General features: G+C 66.0%; 18 protein-coding genes. 16 read left to right on the plus strand and 2 right to left on the minus strand.

Annotation, left to right across the window (positions count from 1 at the left end; all coding sequences use genetic code 11):
- The first annotated feature begins 293 nt into the window (after positions 1–293).
- From PUR26_RS17690 to PUR26_RS17700, 3 genes are all read left to right on the plus strand, one after another.
- Positions 294–1124 carry a Hachiman antiphage defense system protein HamA gene (locus PUR26_RS17690; protein ID WP_329873355.1) on the plus strand — a complete coding sequence of 277 codons (831 nt, stop codon included), beginning with the start codon at positions 294–296 and terminating at the stop codon, positions 1122–1124.
- The gene (locus tag PUR26_RS17695; protein WP_329873356.1) at positions 1125–4265 is read left to right on the plus strand and encodes a DEAD/DEAH box helicase; all 3141 of its coding nucleotides are present in this window, start codon (positions 1125–1127) and stop codon (positions 4263–4265) included.
- A 122-nt stretch (positions 4266–4387) separates the two neighbouring features.
- Entirely contained in the window at positions 4388–4921 is a 534-nt protein-coding gene (locus tag PUR26_RS17700; RefSeq protein WP_329873357.1) for an NUDIX hydrolase, read from the plus strand.
- Here PUR26_RS17700 and PUR26_RS17705 read toward each other — a convergent pair.
- Positions 4899–6245 carry a hypothetical protein gene (locus PUR26_RS17705; RefSeq protein WP_329873358.1) on the minus strand — a complete coding sequence of 449 codons (1347 nt, stop codon included), beginning with the start codon at positions 6243–6245 and terminating at the stop codon, positions 4899–4901. The genes PUR26_RS17700 and PUR26_RS17705 overlap by 23 nt on opposite strands.
- A gap of 123 nt (positions 6246–6368) precedes the next feature.
- Between PUR26_RS17705 and PUR26_RS17710 the strand changes: the two genes are divergently transcribed.
- The 6 genes from PUR26_RS17710 to PUR26_RS17735 all read left to right on the plus strand — a co-directional run bounded on the left by PUR26_RS17710 (position 6369) and on the right by PUR26_RS17735 (position 9332).
- Positions 6369–6569 (plus strand): hypothetical protein, encoded by a 201-nt coding sequence (locus PUR26_RS17710; protein ID WP_184931167.1) that lies wholly within the window; start codon positions 6369–6371, stop codon positions 6567–6569.
- The gene (locus tag PUR26_RS17715; protein WP_329873359.1) at positions 6569–6898 is read left to right on the plus strand and encodes a hypothetical protein; all 330 of its coding nucleotides are present in this window, start codon (positions 6569–6571) and stop codon (positions 6896–6898) included. The genes PUR26_RS17710 and PUR26_RS17715 overlap by 1 nt, the downstream gene beginning before the upstream one ends.
- Positions 6886–7107 (plus strand): hypothetical protein, encoded by a 222-nt coding sequence (locus tag PUR26_RS17720; protein WP_329873360.1) that lies wholly within the window; start codon positions 6886–6888, stop codon positions 7105–7107. The genes PUR26_RS17715 and PUR26_RS17720 overlap by 13 nt, the downstream gene beginning before the upstream one ends.
- Entirely contained in the window at positions 7092–8216 is a 1125-nt protein-coding gene (locus PUR26_RS17725; RefSeq protein ID WP_329873361.1) for a radical SAM protein, read from the plus strand. Before PUR26_RS17720 ends, PUR26_RS17725 begins: the two co-directional genes overlap by 16 nt.
- Positions 8213–8377, plus strand: a complete 165-nt coding sequence (locus PUR26_RS17730) for a hypothetical protein (protein ID WP_329873362.1) — start codon at positions 8213–8215, stop codon at positions 8375–8377. Before PUR26_RS17725 ends, PUR26_RS17730 begins: the two co-directional genes overlap by 4 nt.
- A gap of 88 nt (positions 8378–8465) precedes the next feature.
- On the plus strand, positions 8466–9332 hold the full coding sequence (locus PUR26_RS17735; RefSeq protein ID WP_329873363.1) for a GNAT family N-acetyltransferase: 867 nt from the start codon (positions 8466–8468) through the stop codon (positions 9330–9332).
- 1155 nt (positions 9333–10487) lie between these two features.
- On the opposite strand, the gene PUR26_RS17740 is transcribed toward PUR26_RS17735, so the two are convergent.
- Positions 10488–10931, minus strand: coding sequence for a GntR family transcriptional regulator (locus PUR26_RS17740; protein ID WP_325748464.1), 444 nt, complete (start codon positions 10929–10931; stop codon positions 10488–10490).
- 158 nt (positions 10932–11089) lie between these two features.
- Between PUR26_RS17740 and PUR26_RS17745 the strand changes: the two genes are divergently transcribed.
- From PUR26_RS17745 to PUR26_RS17775, 7 genes are all read left to right on the plus strand, one after another.
- Complete coding sequence (locus PUR26_RS17745) at positions 11090–11476, plus strand: hypothetical protein (RefSeq protein WP_329873364.1); 387 nt, start codon at positions 11090–11092, stop codon at positions 11474–11476.
- 162 nt (positions 11477–11638) lie between these two features.
- Positions 11639–13051: a cell division protein FtsK gene (locus PUR26_RS17750; RefSeq protein ID WP_329873365.1), complete on the plus strand. Its 1413-nt coding sequence runs from the start codon at positions 11639–11641 to the stop codon at positions 13049–13051.
- Between the two features lie 34 nt (positions 13052–13085).
- Positions 13086–13238, plus strand: coding sequence for a hypothetical protein (locus PUR26_RS17755; protein ID WP_225050436.1), 153 nt, complete (start codon positions 13086–13088; stop codon positions 13236–13238).
- 48 nt (positions 13239–13286) lie between these two features.
- Complete coding sequence (locus tag PUR26_RS17760; RefSeq protein WP_329873366.1) at positions 13287–14036, plus strand: DUF2637 domain-containing protein; 750 nt, start codon at positions 13287–13289, stop codon at positions 14034–14036.
- Between the two features lie 126 nt (positions 14037–14162).
- On the plus strand, positions 14163–15620 hold the full coding sequence (locus PUR26_RS17765; protein WP_329873367.1) for a replication initiator: 1458 nt from the start codon (positions 14163–14165) through the stop codon (positions 15618–15620).
- Positions 15617–15799, plus strand: a complete 183-nt coding sequence (locus PUR26_RS17770) for a helix-turn-helix domain-containing protein (protein ID WP_019324615.1) — start codon at positions 15617–15619, stop codon at positions 15797–15799. Before PUR26_RS17765 ends, PUR26_RS17770 begins: the two co-directional genes overlap by 4 nt.
- Positions 15799–17076: a site-specific integrase gene (locus PUR26_RS17775; protein ID WP_329873368.1), complete on the plus strand. Its 1278-nt coding sequence runs from the start codon at positions 15799–15801 to the stop codon at positions 17074–17076. Before PUR26_RS17770 ends, PUR26_RS17775 begins: the two co-directional genes overlap by 1 nt.
- Positions 17077–17138: the final 62 nt, after the last annotated feature.

A 17138-nucleotide genomic window follows, 5' to 3' on the forward strand; every position in this document is an offset into this window, starting at 1 on the left:
CAAGGGGCTTCCACAACCTGCCGGAACCCACCTGATGCTCTGCGGCAAGCGGGAACCCCATACACACAGTGCCACCAGCGCAACCTCGCCTACCCCCTCCTGGCTAGTCCGCAGACTCGCGCCAACTGCTGCCCCGCTCGCGGCGACGCCTGTGCCAGCTGGTTCCCCATCCGTGCCTGGAGCCGTAGATTCGGGGCAACTAGGCACAGCTGTAGCTCGTGGGCCGGCCACAGGGGGGCACCGTGGCAGGGCCACGCGGGATGGGGGGACAGTTGACAGGGCTCTTCAGCATTGTGTCCGACGAGGTCATCGATGGGCACAGGTACGTGCACGTGGTCCCGGCAGATCAGGCGCAGTTCGCCCATGCCATCGCACCTCTGGTCACAGCTCACTACTTCGACGAGGCCGACGTACGCGAGCGGCTCCTCCGGTCAGCCCAAGAGCTGACGCTCTTCAGTGGAGAGTCGTTCGAGATATCCGAGCAGGACGTACAGCTGGCACTCACCGAGGAGCGCGATGCGGTAATTCCAGAGCCCTGGAAGGGTGACCGGAAGAAGCACCTCGATGTACAGCGAAGTGAATTTGGCGAAATACTAGCCAGCGAGGCACTGAAGCAGATATTCGGGACCTTCATACCGGCTTCACGAATCAAGCACAAAGAGATCCCTGATCAGCAGACCCGCGGGGCTGACGTCATCGGCCTTGAAGACATTGACCAACCAAGCGTTTCCCTGATTCTCGGCGAAGTGAAGGGATCCCAGGACAAGAAAAGCCCACCGGGAGTTGTCTCCGGGATGGAGGAGAAACTCGGCGAACTGATCGGAAATCGCCGAGCCCTTCTTCAAGAACTATGCTGGCTACGCGATCACGCCGAGGAAGGGTACGCCGCAGTCTGCTCCAGACTTCACGCGTCATTTGTCCTCAAAAGAGAAAAGTTCAAGATAACACTGGCGCCCCTCCTCGTCAGGACTTCCGACACCCACCACGAGAAGGATCCCGGAACCTTCAAGAGCAACCCGCAAAGCTTCGGCAAGAGAATCCGCTGGGTTAGCATTGTGGTGGAAGGCGATCTCTTCGAGATCGCGCAGGAGGTCTACCGAATCGCTAGAGAGGGGGCAGCTTAAATGGACCGTGACCAGATCTTCATCGACGCCTTCGCCGACGAGGGCGGTGACGAATACGTGGGATCGCTGCGCCTGAACTACCTAGCGCAGTTCCTGGACGCCCTGACACTCGATGCCGAGGATGTAGACCCAGAGTCTGTAGACGAGATCGCCTGGTCGTTCGAGTCGCTTGCAATATCAGCCGCTCGCGCGGAAAAAGACGAAAAACACGTAGCAAATCTGGCGCAGCGCGCATTCCAATTTCGAACAGTCCTTTGGACCTCGCCTGAACGAGTCTCACTATACGACCTTTGGATGTTGATTGTTTCAGGAGTCCTAGCTCAAAAGCAGCCCGAGCTTAGACTGCTGTTGACTGGAGAAAGAATCCAGGAGCTGGAAACAGGACAAGACCTCGGGGAATGGAGTGATCGCGTCTGGTCCCACTCGGCTCTGTCACTCGCAATGCTCGCAAGGAAGAGCAACTCGTGGCGCGACGTAGATAACGGGATCGCCTATCTCGCACGACTCTCCGAATTGCAGCGCGAAGGCGAGGCAAGTATCTTCAGGGAATCTCCGGGAGCGGATTGGCGCGAGGATAAGCAAAAATGCAAACTCCTGGGCCTCTATCACATCGGCGAGGCCCTGTCCGTGTTGGGATCATATATCAGAACAGGCGCTCCTGAAAGCATTCTCGTCACACTACAAAGGCATAGCGAGAATGCGCGTCTACTGCTGGGGGCTAGTGGCGACATAGAGCTGGAGAGGATCGGCGAATCAATCGAGCCTCTCGCCACAGCAATGGCGAAGTCATCGATCTGGTACAACACATCACGGCTTTCCAGCGCTGCACGAGAATTCGCCCAGCAGATCGCATCTGATGATCACGAGTATCCGGTCTCTGAGCTTTGGTGGTCTCAGCGCGAGGCACTTTCTCAGAGTCTTCTGGACCCGTTCAAGACTGCCATCAGCGTCCAGATGCCCACGAGCGCCGGCAAAACGCTTCTGGCAGAATTCTCGATCGTCCAGACCATGGCTCTTAATCCCGGATCAGTAATCGCCTATGTTGTTCCCACGCGCGCACTGGTGAATCAGATGACGCGTCGCCTGAGGCGCGATCTTTCAGGTGCAAGCTCTGATGGTTCTCAGATCTCAGTAGAAGCAGCGGTACCTGTTTTCGAGTTGGACCCTACGGAGAGCTCCCTGCTGAGCAACCGGCCCGACGTACTCGTAACAACTCCGGAAAAGCTTGACCTACTGGTTAAATCTGACCACGCAAGCGTACGAGATCTCTCTCTTGTTGTTGTGGATGAAGCCCATCACATCGCCGACGAAAGCCGTGGCCCCCGCCTTGAATTGCTGCTCGCTACCCTTAAGAAAGAAAGAGGCCGACGCTGCCGATTCCTGCTGCTGACGCCTTTCCTTCCTAATGCATCCGACCTGGCTAAGTGGCTAGGTTCGGGCGAGGGTTCTGCTATTGAGCTGAACTGGAAGCCTAGCGAGCAAATTAGGGCACTTGGCCACTGGACCCGAGATCGCAAGGAGAAGCGCTACAACGACACCCTTGAACTGGTGCCGTCTGCTACGCAGCCCTCAAACTGGGATGGCGTGGTGATGGATCTGGGGCCGGCTTCTATCCCATGCGAGTCCCGTCAGCGAGAGAGCATGTCGGCTTCCTTGGCAATCTCGATGAGCGAGAGGGCACAGGGGGGCACCCTAATCCTGACGGGGGGTCCAGGGAAATCTGAGAAGCGCGCACAGCAAGTAGCAGATCAATTGCCGCCGGTAACAAGCGCCACCTGCCCTGATATCAATCTCCTCAATGCAGTTATCGACTACGTGGAAAATGAGCTGGGCTCGGAATACCCGCTCGCGAAGACACTTCGCTCAGGTGTCGCGTTCCACCACGCTGGGCTGCCACCCGAGGTGAGGAGCCTTATCGAGGTTCTTCTCGATAAGGGATGCATTCGAGTCGTCGCGGGGACATCCACTCTTGCGCAAGGTGTCGACTTCCCCCTGTCCTCGGTGATTGTCGAAACGCTAAAGATGCCCCAGGGCAGGGGGGAAAAGTACCGACCTCTCCGTTACTCCGAGTTTTGGAACATTGCCGGAAGAGCCGGGCGCGCCCTGCGCGACCGCGTGGGTGTCGTCATCTACCCATCAATAAACAAGACGCAGGATGCAGAATTTCGCCAGTATCTTGAGGGTGAAGCGGCCGAGGTAGTGTCGGCCCTGCTTCAAGCCATCATGATGCTGGACGAGACACGACCTGAATATAATCTCCGTCTCGTACGTGGAAATCCGCAGATCAGCCACTTCTTTCAGTATCTTGCGCATGCACTTAAAGTGGGCGGATTCGACGCAGCCAGCGCTGAAGTTGAAGAAATCCTGCGTTCCTCTCTGGTGTTTCACGGACTGCAGGCAGAAGACAGGGAGGTGGCTGAGCGACTGGTTACATGGTCGAGAGGATTCATGGAGGAGTTCAGGTCGAGTTCACTCCTTGGTGTTGCCGATGTGACAGGCCTCTCTCTGCCCAGTGTCGGGCTCCTTTCTGCAACCTCTCCAAGAATATTCAAGGACCCAGAGTTCTGGGCGCCAGAGAACCTCTTCGGCGATAGCCTTAATCCGCTGATGCAAGTTATCGAGGTGCTAGCAGAGGTTCCAGAGATGTCGCTTGCGCCTTCCGATGAGGCAGGCGGTTTGAATTCTAGGAGAGTCGCCGGAATCCTTCGCGACTGGGTGTCCGGGAAGGCTCTTCCGGAAATCGCCGACAACTGGTTCTCTCACTCAGACAAGCCACTTACAGATGCCGGTCGATACCTGTTTCGAGATCTTTCCGGGTACCTCCCGTGGGGGCTCGGTGCGCTGCAATTGATCGAGCTAGCTGGAAAGTCCAGCGAAGAGACAAGCAGGGCGTTTCACGTTCCGGCCATGTCTTTCTACGGAGTAGATAAGATCGAGTCTCTTCCCCTTCGGATGGTCGGCGTTCCACGCGCTGCAGCATCGCATTTCGGCGCCATAGCCCCCCGTTTCACATCGTTCCAAGAGGCGCGCGCGTGGGTGGCCTCTCAACCAGCTTCTTCCTGGGAAGAGTCTTCAACGCGGGAGTTCTCGCCCACAACGTTGAAGACAATCTGGGATGCGGTAGGAGGCTCGACGGCCTAACCCGTGCGCAGGTCCAAGTAGGGCGTCACAGCTGCGTGTCCACCGCGCCGTGATGCCCTGAACAGGGTCTGCCTACCTACTTGCTCTGCGATGCTGGAGGTCGATCGAGAGGGGCCGCAGCGATGCAGTGGAAGATCCACGGTGAACGTCCGATCTACGAGAACAGCTGGGTGAACCTGTGGCTCACCGACGTCGAGACGCCGGACGGGAACCGCTGGGAACACCACGTCGTCAAGCTCCGCCACCTGGCCGTGGCCGCCGTGGTCAACGAGCGGCGCGAGGTTCTGATGATGTGGCGGCACCGCTTCATCACGGACGCCTGGGCGTGGGAGTTGCCCATGGGCCTGGTCGAAGAGGGCGAGACGCCGGCTGATGCAGCGGTCCGTGAGGTTCTGGAGGAGACCGGCTGGCGGCCCGGTCCAATCAAGTCGCTGATCTACGCCGAGCCAGCCAACGGCATCACCGACTCCCAGCATCACGTCTTCCGCGCTGACGGGGCGACGTACGAGGGTCCGCCGACCGAGAAGAACGAGTCGGACCGGATCGAGTGGATCCCGCTGGCCGACGTGCGGGGCATGATCGACCGCCGGGAGATCGTCAGCAGTGGCTCCCTCGTTGGGCTGCTCTATGTGCTCATGGACGAGGCGATCCGCTGATCTGGCGGGGCAGCGCTTCCCGGAGCCGGGACTCGAACGCCACCGCGGCCGGTTCGCGGCGGAAGGGCTCCAGCTGTTCGTAGAACTCCCGGAGATGGCCGGCGACTCGTTGTGAGCTGACGGCCGCCGCCGGGGCCAGGGCGTCCATGGCTGTATGGCACGCCTCGTCGAGTTTGCCGCGCTGGAGCTGGGTGCGGGCGAGCCAGAAGGCGTGGAAGGCGCGGCCCCGGTGGTTCAACTGGTGTTCTCGGCGAAGAGCGTCCGCGATGAGTGGTTCAGCGAGGGCGGCTTCGCCCAGGCGGCCGTGTGCGATGCCGGTGTCCACGATCAGTTTCGGTTCGTCGAAGTAGGCGACCCAGGCCGGGTCCGGATCGCCGGCACCGATCCGTCCGAACTGGGTGTGGGCTTCCGAGATCGCAGTGTGGGTCGCGCCGTGGTTGCCGAGGGTGGCGTGGGCGAAGGCTTCGCGCATCGCGAGCATGGCCAGCACGCGCGGTGTCGTCCCCGCAGCCGTTCGGGCCTGATCCTGGGCGGCTGTGACGAGTGCGAGGGCGTCGCCCGGCTTGTCCTGGTAGGTGGCCTGGAGACTCATGCAGGCGAGGACGTTGGCCATGAACTGGCGGTCGTCGATGGCCTTGGCCAGGCCGAGGGATTCGGTGAAGTAGGCGCGTGCCTGGTTGTACTGGCGGGCGTCGAAATAGGTCCATCCGGTGAGCCGGGCCAGCTCGGCCGCGATGCTGTGCAGGCCGTCTCGTAAAGGAGCCGGACGCTGCTCCTTGAGGAGGTCGACAACGTAGCGGAGCTGGCCGACGACCGCCGGCCGTAAGGTCTCGCCGCCGTGCTCGTCGTCCCGGCGCCAGTAGTCCGCGATCGACGAGTGCAGCGCGTCCAGTGTCGACGGGCTGAGATCCCGCTCGGCCGCCAGGGCGAGAATACTGTCGACATCCGCCCCCGGTAGTCCGGCGGCCAGTGGTTCGACGGCTGAGGTCGGCACCTCGACCGGTTCACGGGGCGTGACCGTCAGGCTGGGCGGCGTCTCCCAGGAGCGTCGGGCAAGTCCGAGCATGTGTCCGGGGATGCGCAGTCCATCCGAGATCCGTTCGATCACGTCCATGTGCAGCAACTGCCGCCGTCCGGCAATCACCTCGCCCACGCGGCTCGGGGTCAGGTCGCAGCGGCGCGCGACCATCGACGGATAGATGCCTGCTCGTGCCTTGACCAGCTGAAAGATGCGGCCGAAGTCTCTGGCCTGGCATGCCTCGATCATCACTGGGTCCGTGAGCAGGCTGACCGGGAGTTCCTTCGAGCGAGATGGCTCGGGCATCGGGCACGCTCCGGCATGAGGGCTACGGATCGCTGCACTTGGTCAACCGAGGGTGATGTTACCCAAGTTGGGTAATCCGCTTGGCCTTTCTGGCCGGGCCTGCGGATCGCGATGCTCCTGGCCATGGCGAACGGACAGGACGACGTACGGATGACGTTGCGGGTCTCCCGCGACTCCGGCCAGACCTGGGGGCCTCTCACGGAGGTACGTGTGGGTGAGGACCCGGTGGTCCCGGAGAACCCGGGCCGCTACCCGCCTTGCGTCTGCCCCCGGTGCTCGCAGCAGGCCCGGAATGCCGTCGCGTCCTTCCGGATGGTGTCGTGATGCGTTGCGCGCACTGGCGCCGGGTGCCCCTCGACCTGGCACGGGAAGCACGGGAGAAGTCGGCCGCCCCGTACATCGACAGGGCTGTGCAGTGCCAGCTGTCCGCGCACGACGAAGGTGAGCACTTCGGTCTCCTCACCGACGCCAGCGCGTACGGGACCGCGCTGTGGCTCCGCTGGCACGCGGTGGACGAGGCGGAACTTGTCGTACTGCCGGACTGCCCAGTGGCCGCCCCGGGTCCTGACGGTGAGGGCTGCTGTCTGTTCACCGACCACGCCGAGCAGCACACCTGGGAAGACGCCCTGGAGGAGGTCTCGTGCCCCAACTGATCGCGAGCCCGCACAAGACCCGGCGCCCTCGCTCGCCTCGCAACGAACAGTGCGGGGACTGCGGTGGCAGCGGCGCCAACTCGTCCGGCAAGACCTGCGGCACCTGCAACGGCCTGGGCGAGATCCACTGCCGCGCCGGTCGCCAGGAGTCCCACTCGCTGTCCCGCTTCGTGATCCGGAAGGAGGGCCACCGATGGCCCACGCTCTGATCGCCTCCCCGTTCCTCGACGGGCACCTTCTCCTCAAGCCGGGAGCAAGGGCCGGCGCCCGAATCTCCGCCGACCACTACGAGGGCCTGCGCCAGGGCGCCACCGACGGTGAGCCGCTGCCCGACTGGGCGGTGCAGACCGCCGCCGACGTGTGGGGCCTGGGCCTGGGCGGTCAGCCCACGCAGGGCACAGTGCTGGTGCGTGAGCCGTCCCCGTACGGCTACTGCCGGGCGTCCTGGGAGATCAATCTCGGCTGCAACTTCGGCTGCAAGCACTGCTACCTCGGCGAGCGCCCCTTCTCCGGGCTCGCTTGGGAGGACAAGGTGCGGCTGCTGGACATCATGCGCGAGGCCGGTGTCCTCTGGCTCCAGATCACCGGTGGCGAGCCCACCATGGATCCCCACTTCCAGGGCGCCTACCGGTACGCCTGGCTGGCCGGGATGATGCTCACCATCTCCACCAACGGCTCGCTGCTCTGGCGGCCGGACCTCCTCAAGCTCTTCCGGGACTGCCCGCCCTACCGGCTGGTGGTCAGCATGTACGGGGCGAGTGAGGAGTCCTTCGACACACTCACCCAGCGCCGTGGCGCGTGGAAGGCGTTCCGGCGCGGCATGGACGCCGCTCGTGAGGCGGGGCTGCCGCTGCGGATCAACGTCGTGGTGACCGAGGACAACGCCTCCGAGGCCGACGAGATGGCCGCCCTCGCCGATGAGTGGGACGTCGAAAACCACGCGTACACGAACATGACGCCCACGATCTACGGCGGCGGAGAGCCGCTGCTCGCCCAGTCCGCCGCCCACCTGCGGCAGCGCAAGCCGTTCGCCGGCTGCAACGCGGGACACACCTTCTTCCACGCCGACCCGCACGCCAAGGTCTCGATCTGCAAGGTCGGGCGCGACGACCAGATCGACCTCATGGCCGAAGGCATCGACGGCCTCACCCGGCTCGGCGCCATCGCCGACCGCCTCATGCTTCGCACCGGAGGGTGCGAAGGCTGCGCTCTGTCCGGCACCTGCCGGGTCTGCCGCCCCCTGGCCAAGCACTACCAGGAGGCCAAAGCGCCGCTGCACAGCTACTGCCAGCACGGAGACAAGGAGAACGCCTCATGACCCCGCCCGTACCGGTGACCATCCTCCCCAGCCCGCCGACCTCGGCCCGCCGCGCGGCCCCGCCCGTCGCGACCGCGTCGATCACCGCCGTCCAGGACCTCGACGTGATCGTGGAGAGCGCGGAGTGCTCCTGCGACGCCGGGGACGACAACCCCCACTGACCGACACGATCCGGTCAACTCTGCTCAGGCCCCGGCGTGCTCGCGTCGGGGCCTGAGCCCTGGCCGGCCCACCGCTAGGGTGCCGGTCATGTTCTTCCGCTGGGACTGGCTCCGGCCCCAACTGACCGCGCCGATCGTGCCGACTCTCGGTCCCATCCACCCCAGTGCCCTGACCGTCAGCATGTTCGAGGACATCCTGCGAGCGGCCAACACGGGTGACTTCCTGCCCTACGACAAGGACCGGCGCTGGGGCGGCGAGAAGGACGAGAAAGTCCTCCGCGAGGACGTGGTTCACCAGCCCGAGCACACCCTCATCCCCACCCTGAGTCGGCGTGGACGCGGCATTGTGAAGGTCTTCGCCTACGGGCTCCGCGACACCATCGTGGATGAGGCCGCCGAGCTGGCCGCGAAGCTCGCCTCCACGCACGACGTGGCGGGCGCCCGGGTCGTACGCCCTCTCGGTCCCGAGACTGCACACCCGCGCGGCACCCGCATCCAGCTGAAGGACTTCACCGCCCGCCCCTGCCCCGCCCCGGACGGCCCGGTCCGGCCCGTAACCGCCTGGTCGGCCGCCGTGCAGGAGACCTTCGCCCCGTTCGCCGAGGCCATGGCGGGCGATGGTCTGGCCTTCCTCCACGCACAGATGCAGGCCGGCCGGTGCGGCCCGGTTCTCGCCGCCGCCGTCGAGGACCGCATCGTGGGCGCGATCGGCCCTATGGAGATCCAGCCCGACGCCATTGGACGCCCCCAGCTCATGCCCCAGTACTTCGCCGTCCTCCCCGAGGCCCGAGGCCAGGGCCTGGGACGCGTCCTGTGGCGGGCAGCCATGCACTGGGGCCAGTCCCACGGCGCCGCCTACCAACTCCTCCAGACCGAGATCGGCGGACCCTCCGACCGGCTGTGCCAGGCCGAAGGACTCACCTCCCTCGGCTTCACCTACGCCATGTCCGCATAGCTCCGGACCGCGCCACTTTCTCTGGTGGGCTGCCCCGTGCCGTTGGCGACCTCAGCCACAGAAAGTCAGCCACGACGGCGGGTGTGCCGAACAAGCACCCGCCACGTGTGTCTCCAGCAACCACCCACCGGCCCCGGCCACGCTTCCCCCAGTGCGTCACGGTCTCGGCCACGTTGCAGCCTGAGCGCTGCCACCAACCTCGCCTGATGGATGGGCGGGAGACCGATCGCCGGGTCACGACTGGCTGACCGGCAATCCGCAGTGGCCGATGCGGACTTGGCAGGCGTCCCGCTCCTTCTGGCCGTGCTCGCCGTGGGGCAGTTGTCGGGGTTCTTCACGGGTCTGACTGCCCGCTTCTCGGGCTTTTGCGGCGCGAGCGGGCGGGGCCGTCGCGGGCGGTGGCGGAGACATGGAGCCAGCGGCGGCCTGGGGCCGCCGCGCCGCGCGGCCCGCGCCAGCGGGCCGCCTTGATCCAGTAAAGAAACTTTGGACAGCTCGCCCCTTCGGCTGCTTCGGTCGGCAGGGAGTGGGATTTTTTGCCATGTTTTATCCCGGTCTGATCGCGGGATCGCCGGAATCTATCCACAGGCTCCTGGCCGTTCGATGTTCCTGCTGGAAGTTGTCCACAGGAATGCAGCCGAGCGGGGCCGCTGGAGAGGTGCGGGAATGCGCGTTCTGAGGGGGTGTCCGCTTTCGCTGATTGCGTGCGGCTCGCGCCGGAGGTTCCGGGGCCTACGTACACAGAGAATGAGAAATGTGACCCACGCCACACATAAGCATGGGCACGCGGGATCCGGTTGCGAGACCTTCACAGCGGCTGACGGCTTCCCGGGAGGCGGAACTGCTCTGCGGTACTGCCGCCCACACGACGGGACGCGGCAAGGGATTTTGACAGCCTCTCCCGCCCGGCGGGTCGCGGGGTTGTGGCGAGATGCCCGATCGCAGCAGGCTTCCAGAGAAGGTGCCGGATGGTGCACGCGCGCTTCACCAGGGCGGGCCATCGAGGGGTTCTGCGGGACGGAACGAATGAACGGCGCGGCGATGGACGGGGAACAGTGAACGAGTCGGAGATATCAGCGCTGGACGCGGACGTGACACTCCTCGCGGCCGAAGTGGCCGACCTCGCCGCGCTCATGCAACAGGTGACGCGCGAGATTAAGCGTCTTCGCCAAGCGTTTGATCCTTCAGCCACTGAATGAGCTCAAGCGCTTCAACAAGCGTTTCACGCATGGAAGCGACGTCACGTCGAAGGTCTGCGACCTCTTGAGAAAGGCGGACGTACCGCGCATCGGCGGTTGAACCGGCAGCGTCGCCGGCCAGGGAGGTTCCCCCTGCCCCCTCCGCGGCCGCGTCGGACTCAGGGGCGGGGCGGCGAATGAAGCTGCCTCGCCCCTGGACGCTGTAGATCAACCCTTCGCTCTTGAGCAGACGGAACGCGTTCTGCACCGTGGCGCTGGCGAGCCCGAACTTCTCTTGCAGCTCCCGTGAGGACGGCACCTTGTCGCCAGGCCCTAGCTCGCCGCTCTGGATCTGGCGCCGCAGATAGTCGGCCACCTGGACGTAGGGCGGGCGGGAGTCGTCTTCGAGGGGCAGCGTCATGCCCGCAGGATACGGCCGCAGCCTCTGTCTACCTACGGAACGCATGGATAGCAGGATCCCTCCAACGCCTGGGTGTTGCAGTACACCCAGGCGTTGTGGTTACCTCTGGGTGTGGCCGGATCACTGGTCACGAACCCGACTGAAAGGGCCTATTCGCCATGGCCAGGACCGTTATCCGTGTGCACGTGCTCCCCACCACGAACGTCATGACCGGCACGCCGGCAGTGCCGAAGTGGAAGGACCAGGAGAACGGCATCCGCGCGGTGGACTTCGAGACCGGTGCGCCGCTGTGCACCCTGACGCTCTTCGTGATGGAGGGCGAGCGCGCTGAGGCACTGAAGGTGACCGTTCCGCAGACCGGTCTGCCCAACGGTCTGCACCCGGGCCGGTTAGTCCGCCCGGTGGACCTCTTCGCGAGCCCGTGGGCGCGGATCTTCAACGACCAGCTTCAGGAGGGCGTGGCCTACCGCTGCGCGGCACTGGAGCTGGTCGACGCCCCTGCTATGCCGCAGGAGACGACCGGGCCCGAGGGTGCTGCGGCGTGACGTCGCTCCCCGCGTGCGCGGTGAGACCCCGGATGGCGGCCGTCCGCTCGTGATCTTCATCGACGAGGCTGCCGCCATCCTGGGGGCACTGCGCCCCCTGCCTTTGCCTTTCCCCACGCGCCCGGTGCGGCGCGATCTCTCGAACGGAACGAAGGAAGACCGGTGAACGAACTCAACGAAGCCTTCGACTGGCTCCGTGCAGCGGTGTGGCTCGGGCTCGGACTGCTCACCCTGTGGGCCGTGGTCTGGGTGATCCGCTACCTGCAGGCGTCGCCGATGGAGCGGATCAGCATCCGGCAGGCGATACGGATCCGTTGGGGCTGGAAGCGGCTGGCGCGGATGTGCGGGCTGTCGGTCACGGACAAGATGCCGACCGCCCTGGCCTCGTTCGCGACCTCGGACGGCAAGGAACCCAAGCCCCGCGTCCTGGTCCCGGCTCTGAAGGTCACCCCGGACACCTTCGGGGTGATGGCTGGGGCAACCTGCCTGCCGAAGGTGGGTCTGGCGGAGTTCCAGAAGGCCGCTCCCTATCTGGCGGACGCCTGGCGCATGGCCCGCGTGTCCGTGTTGCCGGGTGACAAGCCAGGACAGGTCACGCTGCGCGGGGTGCGGGTGGATCCGCTGATCACGCCGACCATTCATGTGCCCACCGGCCGCCCGCCGGAGGAGTACGCGGTGTGGGAGCTGGGGGTGGACGAGTTCGGCTTGCCCGTGGTCGTGCCCCTGAAGGAGGTCCCCGGGGTGGCCATGGGCGGATTGCCGGGCTTCGGGAAGACGTCATGCGTGAACCGGCTGGTGTGTGACTGGGCGCCCTCGCCGGCCATCCAGTTCGTCTTCTTCGACGGAAAGGTCTCCCACGCCTACGAGGGCGACTACGCCGACCTCGTGCAGCGCGCGTTCGAGTTCTGCGGGGACGATCTGGAGGAGGCGAACAGGAAGCTGAAGGAACTCGTACAGTTGCGCCGCGCCCGCTCCGCGTCCATCCGCCGCGTGTTGGGCGTGAAGAACATGTGGCACGTCGGTCCCTCGGAGGACTGGCCGCTCATCGTCATCGTCATCGACGAGGCCCACACCTACTTCCGCGACTACAAGGGCTCCGACCCGGCTACCAAGAAGCTGTCCGCGCTCGCGGCGGAGAACGCCCGCCTGGTGGAGGACCTGGTGAAGAAGGGCCGCTCGGTCGGCTTCCTGACCCTGCTGACCACGCAGAAGACCACCGGAGACGCGATCCCCACCTTCATCCGCGACGTGTGCCCGGTCGGGCTGTCATTCGCGCAGAAGACCGCCGACGCCGCCGTGGCCGCGCTCGGTGACGACATCCGCGAGTGGCCCGACGCCAGCCCGGTCACCCTCCAGGACCCCGCCTACGTTGGCGTCGCAGTCATGTCTCAGCACGGCCGCCCCGGCTTCATCCGCATCCGCACCCCCTACGTCGCCGACCGGGACGCCGCCCGCGTCGCCGAACAGACCACCCACCTCGTTCGCCACCCGGCCAAGCTCCTGGAGGACCTGATCCACCGCACGGGCGTGGACCTCAACAAGGAGGACCCCGAGCCCCCGGCGGAAGCGGCCTGAGATGCGCCCCTCCATGCGGATCTACATCCGACACATGCGCAAGGCCATCACTACCGGGGACCTTGGCCGCGCCGCGCGGATAGGCATCGCCGCCTACCGCATCGCCAACACCCACGAACGCCAGGTCCTGGAGACCTACCTCGGTCCGAACGTCGCCCACAGGGCCGAACTCGTCCCCGCGAGCTGACCCGTCGGCCTCGGCCTCAACTCCCCTTGGAAGGAGGTGAATCCCTTCATGTCAGAAGACCGGATCACTCAGCGCACCGTGACCGTGGTCATGGCAGTCATCGCCATGCTGGCCTTCGTGTTCTCCTTCGGCAACGTCTGGAACCTGGCCCTGCGCCTGGGCGTCCCCGACCCGGTCGCGCCCCTGATCGCGCCGATGGTGGACCTGTCCGTCCTCGGCCTCCTGGTCGCCCTGCGGTACCTGTCCCTGCGCGGCGTGGCCGCCGACGACCTCAAGGGCGCGAACCGGCTGATGCACACCTCCGGCTTCTTCACCCTCGCCCTCAACATCGCCGAACCCGTCATCGCCGGGCACTACGGCCGCGCCTGCGTAGACGCCGTGGCCCCGCTGCTCCTCCTCGGCTGGGGTGCCGTCGGCCCCGCGCTGCTGCGCCATTTCCACGCCGTCACCACCGCGGACCCCGCCACCACACCGGCTGTGCTCCCGACCCCGGCTCCCGTGGCCGACCCGGCATCCGTACCGGAGGACGCTCCAGCCGACGCCGGAGCCGCCCTCATCCCGGAGCCTGCTCCTGAACCGGTTGCCGTGCCCGAACCAGCGGCGCCCCCGGCCCCCGCTCCTGTCGCTGTGCCGCATCCGGCCGCCAAGGTGGCCCCGGCTCTGCTGGACGCCGCCCGCGAGATTGCCGACGCCCACCGCGCCGCTACCGGCCAGCCCATCACGCTGCCGCAACTCAAGGCCCGTCTCGGCGTCAGCCTCCCCCTGGCCACCGCCGCACACGCGGCACTGACGGCCTGACCCTCCGCCGGCCTCCCGACATCTCCTCCTGGCCTCCTGGGCCTGACCCGTCATGCCCTCGGGCAGCACCTGGCTCCGTCTCGGTGCTGCCCGAGGCCTCCATCAGCGGAAAGGATCCCCCTGCCGATGCCCCGCGACCTCGACCTGCGGCACGTGATCAGCCCCGCTGTCCGGGACCTGATCGAACTGGCCAACCTCGGCGACTTCGACCGCACCCGCGAACAGATCAACCGCCTGCGCGGCTGCACCCGTCCGATCAACCTCGTCGGCCACACCACGACCCGCGACCACACCACCGGCGAAACGATCCGCTCGTACTCCACCAGCGACGAGCCCACCGGACGTCTGCTGACCACCTGCGGCAACCGTCGCGCCTCCCGCTGCCCCACCTGCTCCCGCCTCTACGCCGCCGATACCTACCACCTCATCCGCGCCGGACTCTCCGGCGGCAAGAACGTCCCCGAAACCATCCGCACCCACCCCAGGGTTTTCCTGACCCTCACCGCGCCCTCCTTCGGCCCTGTCCACAACCGACCCACCACCAAGGACGGCAAGCCCCAGCCTTGCCGCTGCGGCACCCGGCACCCCGACAGCGCCCCCGAACTCGGCACCCCTCTGAGCCCGAAGACGTACGACTACACCGGCGCCGTGCTCTGGAACGCCCACGCCAGCGCTCTTTGGGCACGCTTCACCCTCAACCTCCGCCGCACCCTCGCCGCAAACTTCGGCATCACGCAGAAGGACATGAACGCGGCCCTGCGGATCTCCTTCGCGAAGGTCGCCGAGTACCAGCAGCGCGGTCTGGTCCACTTCCACGCTGTCATCCGCTTCGACGGCCCTGGCGGCCACACCAGCCCCCCGCCGGCCTGGGCCAGCGCAGACCACCTCCTCCGCGCGATCAAGCCCGCGCTGAAGCGGACCACCCTGACCGTTGTCTCCGACACCGTGGGGGATCGGGAAATCGGCTGGGGCAAGAGGTTCAAGGTGGACGAGATCACCGCGCTCGGCGACGGGGAACTCACTGACAAGGCGGTGGCGGGCTACATCGCCAAATACGCCACCAAGAGTGCCGAGGACTCCGGAACGGTTGACCGTTCGCTGGTCTGCCGGACCTGCTCCGGCCGTGGCACGGTCGGCGGCCGAATCCGGGAGTTGTGCCCCGACTGCGAAGGCACCCGCCAGGCCGAACCCCTGCGGGACCTGCCCGTCCACCAGCACGTGCGGCAGATGATCCGCACCGCCTGGGACCTCGGCGGCCTGCCCGAGTTCGCAGACCTCAAGCTCTGTAAGTGGGCCCACATGCTCGGCTTCCGCGGCCACTTCTCCACCAAGTCCCGCGCCTACTCCACCACCCTTGGCGCCCTCCGCGACGTCCGCCGCGCCTGGCGCCTCGCCCAGGCCGACGCCGCCCGCATCCGCGCCGGCCACTCCGTACCCGCCCCGGACACGGTGCTCGTCACCGAGTCCTCCTGGGCCTACCTCGCCTCCGGCTACCGCCCCGGCGAAGAACTCCTCGCCAACCAGACCCGCCACGACATCAACCAGGCCCAACGCCGCAAGCACGAAGGGCTGGAGCCTGCATGACGACCGCCGTACTCACCGTGGACCAGGTCGCCGAGCGTCTCGGCATCAGCCGCTGGAAGGTCCACGACCTGATCCGCTCCCGCGAACTCGCCTCTTTCAAGATCGGCCGCTGCCGCCGCATCAGCGAAGCCGCGCTGGACGCCTACGTATCCCTCCGCACCGAACAGGAAGCCGCCTGATGGCCAAGCCGAAGAAGAACGCCAACAACGAGGGCACCATCTACCAGCGCAAGGACGGCCGCTGGGAGGGCAGCGCGTACGTCCTGACGACGGACGGCACCTACAAGCGGCGCAGCGTCTACGGCAAGAGCTGGGACGAGGCGCACGAGAAGCTGACCAAGCTCAAGGCCGACTCGCTCAGCGGCCTTCCCGTGGCCACCAACAAGATGACGATCGCCGAGTACCTGGCGTACTGGCTGGCGAACGTCGCCAGGACCAAGGTCCGCCCGACGACCTACGTCAACTACGAATCCCTCGTCCGGAACTACGTCACCCCGGAGTTCGGCAAGAAGAAGCTGGTCCGGCTCGCCGCCCGTGACATTCGCGCCTTCCTCATGAAGACGGCGGCCACCTGCCAGTGCTGCGCGCAGGGGAAGGACAAGAAGCGGCCGGAGCACAAGCGGCGCTGCTGCGCCCTCGGCAAGTGCTGCAAGAAGCTCCCGTCGGACCGGACCGTGCGCTTCCTGCTGGTGATCCTGCGTGCCGCTCTCCAGCACGCCGTACGGGAGGACGAGCTGCCCCGCAACGTGGCCAGGAACGTGGAGCTGAGCATGGGTACCAAGCGCGAGATCGAACCGCTCACCGCTGCGGAAGGGCGTCGGCTCCTGACGGCGGCCCGGGACAACCGGCTCTGGGCCGCGTACGAGCTGGCGGTCCGCATCGGGCTCCGGCGGGGTGAGCTGCTGGGGCTGCGCTGGTCGGATCTTCTCGACGGGGTTCTGACCGTCCGGCAGGCTCTTCAGCGTGTGGGTGGCGAGCTGCTGATCGTCGCGCCGAAGACCCAGCGCTCGGCCCGGCGCGTGGCGCTGCCGGCCGAATGCGTGACCGCGCTCCGTGCCCAGCGCGCCCAGCAGATCGCCGACCAGAAGGCCGCGGGTCACAACTGGAAGGGGACGGGGAAGGGCCTCGTCTTCACCACGAAAAACGGGACACCCATAGAGCCCCGCAACCTGAACCGGTCCTTCGAGGCCCTGTCCGTCCGCGCCGGCGTCCGCAAGGTCCGCTTCCACGACCTGCGCCACACGTGCGCGTCCCTGCTCCACGAACAGGGTGCCGACGCCCGCATGATCATGGAGGTCCTGGGCCACAGCTCGATTCGCGTGACCATGGACATCTACACCTTCGTGCGGCTGGACTCCCAGCGCTCCGCCTTCGACCGTGTCGGAGACGCACTGAGGGGTGACAGCAACGGGCCGGACGATGACGACGGCGCGGCCGGTGTCCTCGTAGCCGTCTGATCGGTCCGGCAGCGGCCCTTCGAAGCGGTTGCCGTCAATCACTGCCGTCACGACATACGACA

Origin of the sequence: Streptomyces sp. SP18CS02 (assembly GCF_036322365.1) — a bacterium.
Classification (GTDB): Bacteria; Actinomycetota; Actinomycetes; order Streptomycetales; family Streptomycetaceae; genus Streptomyces.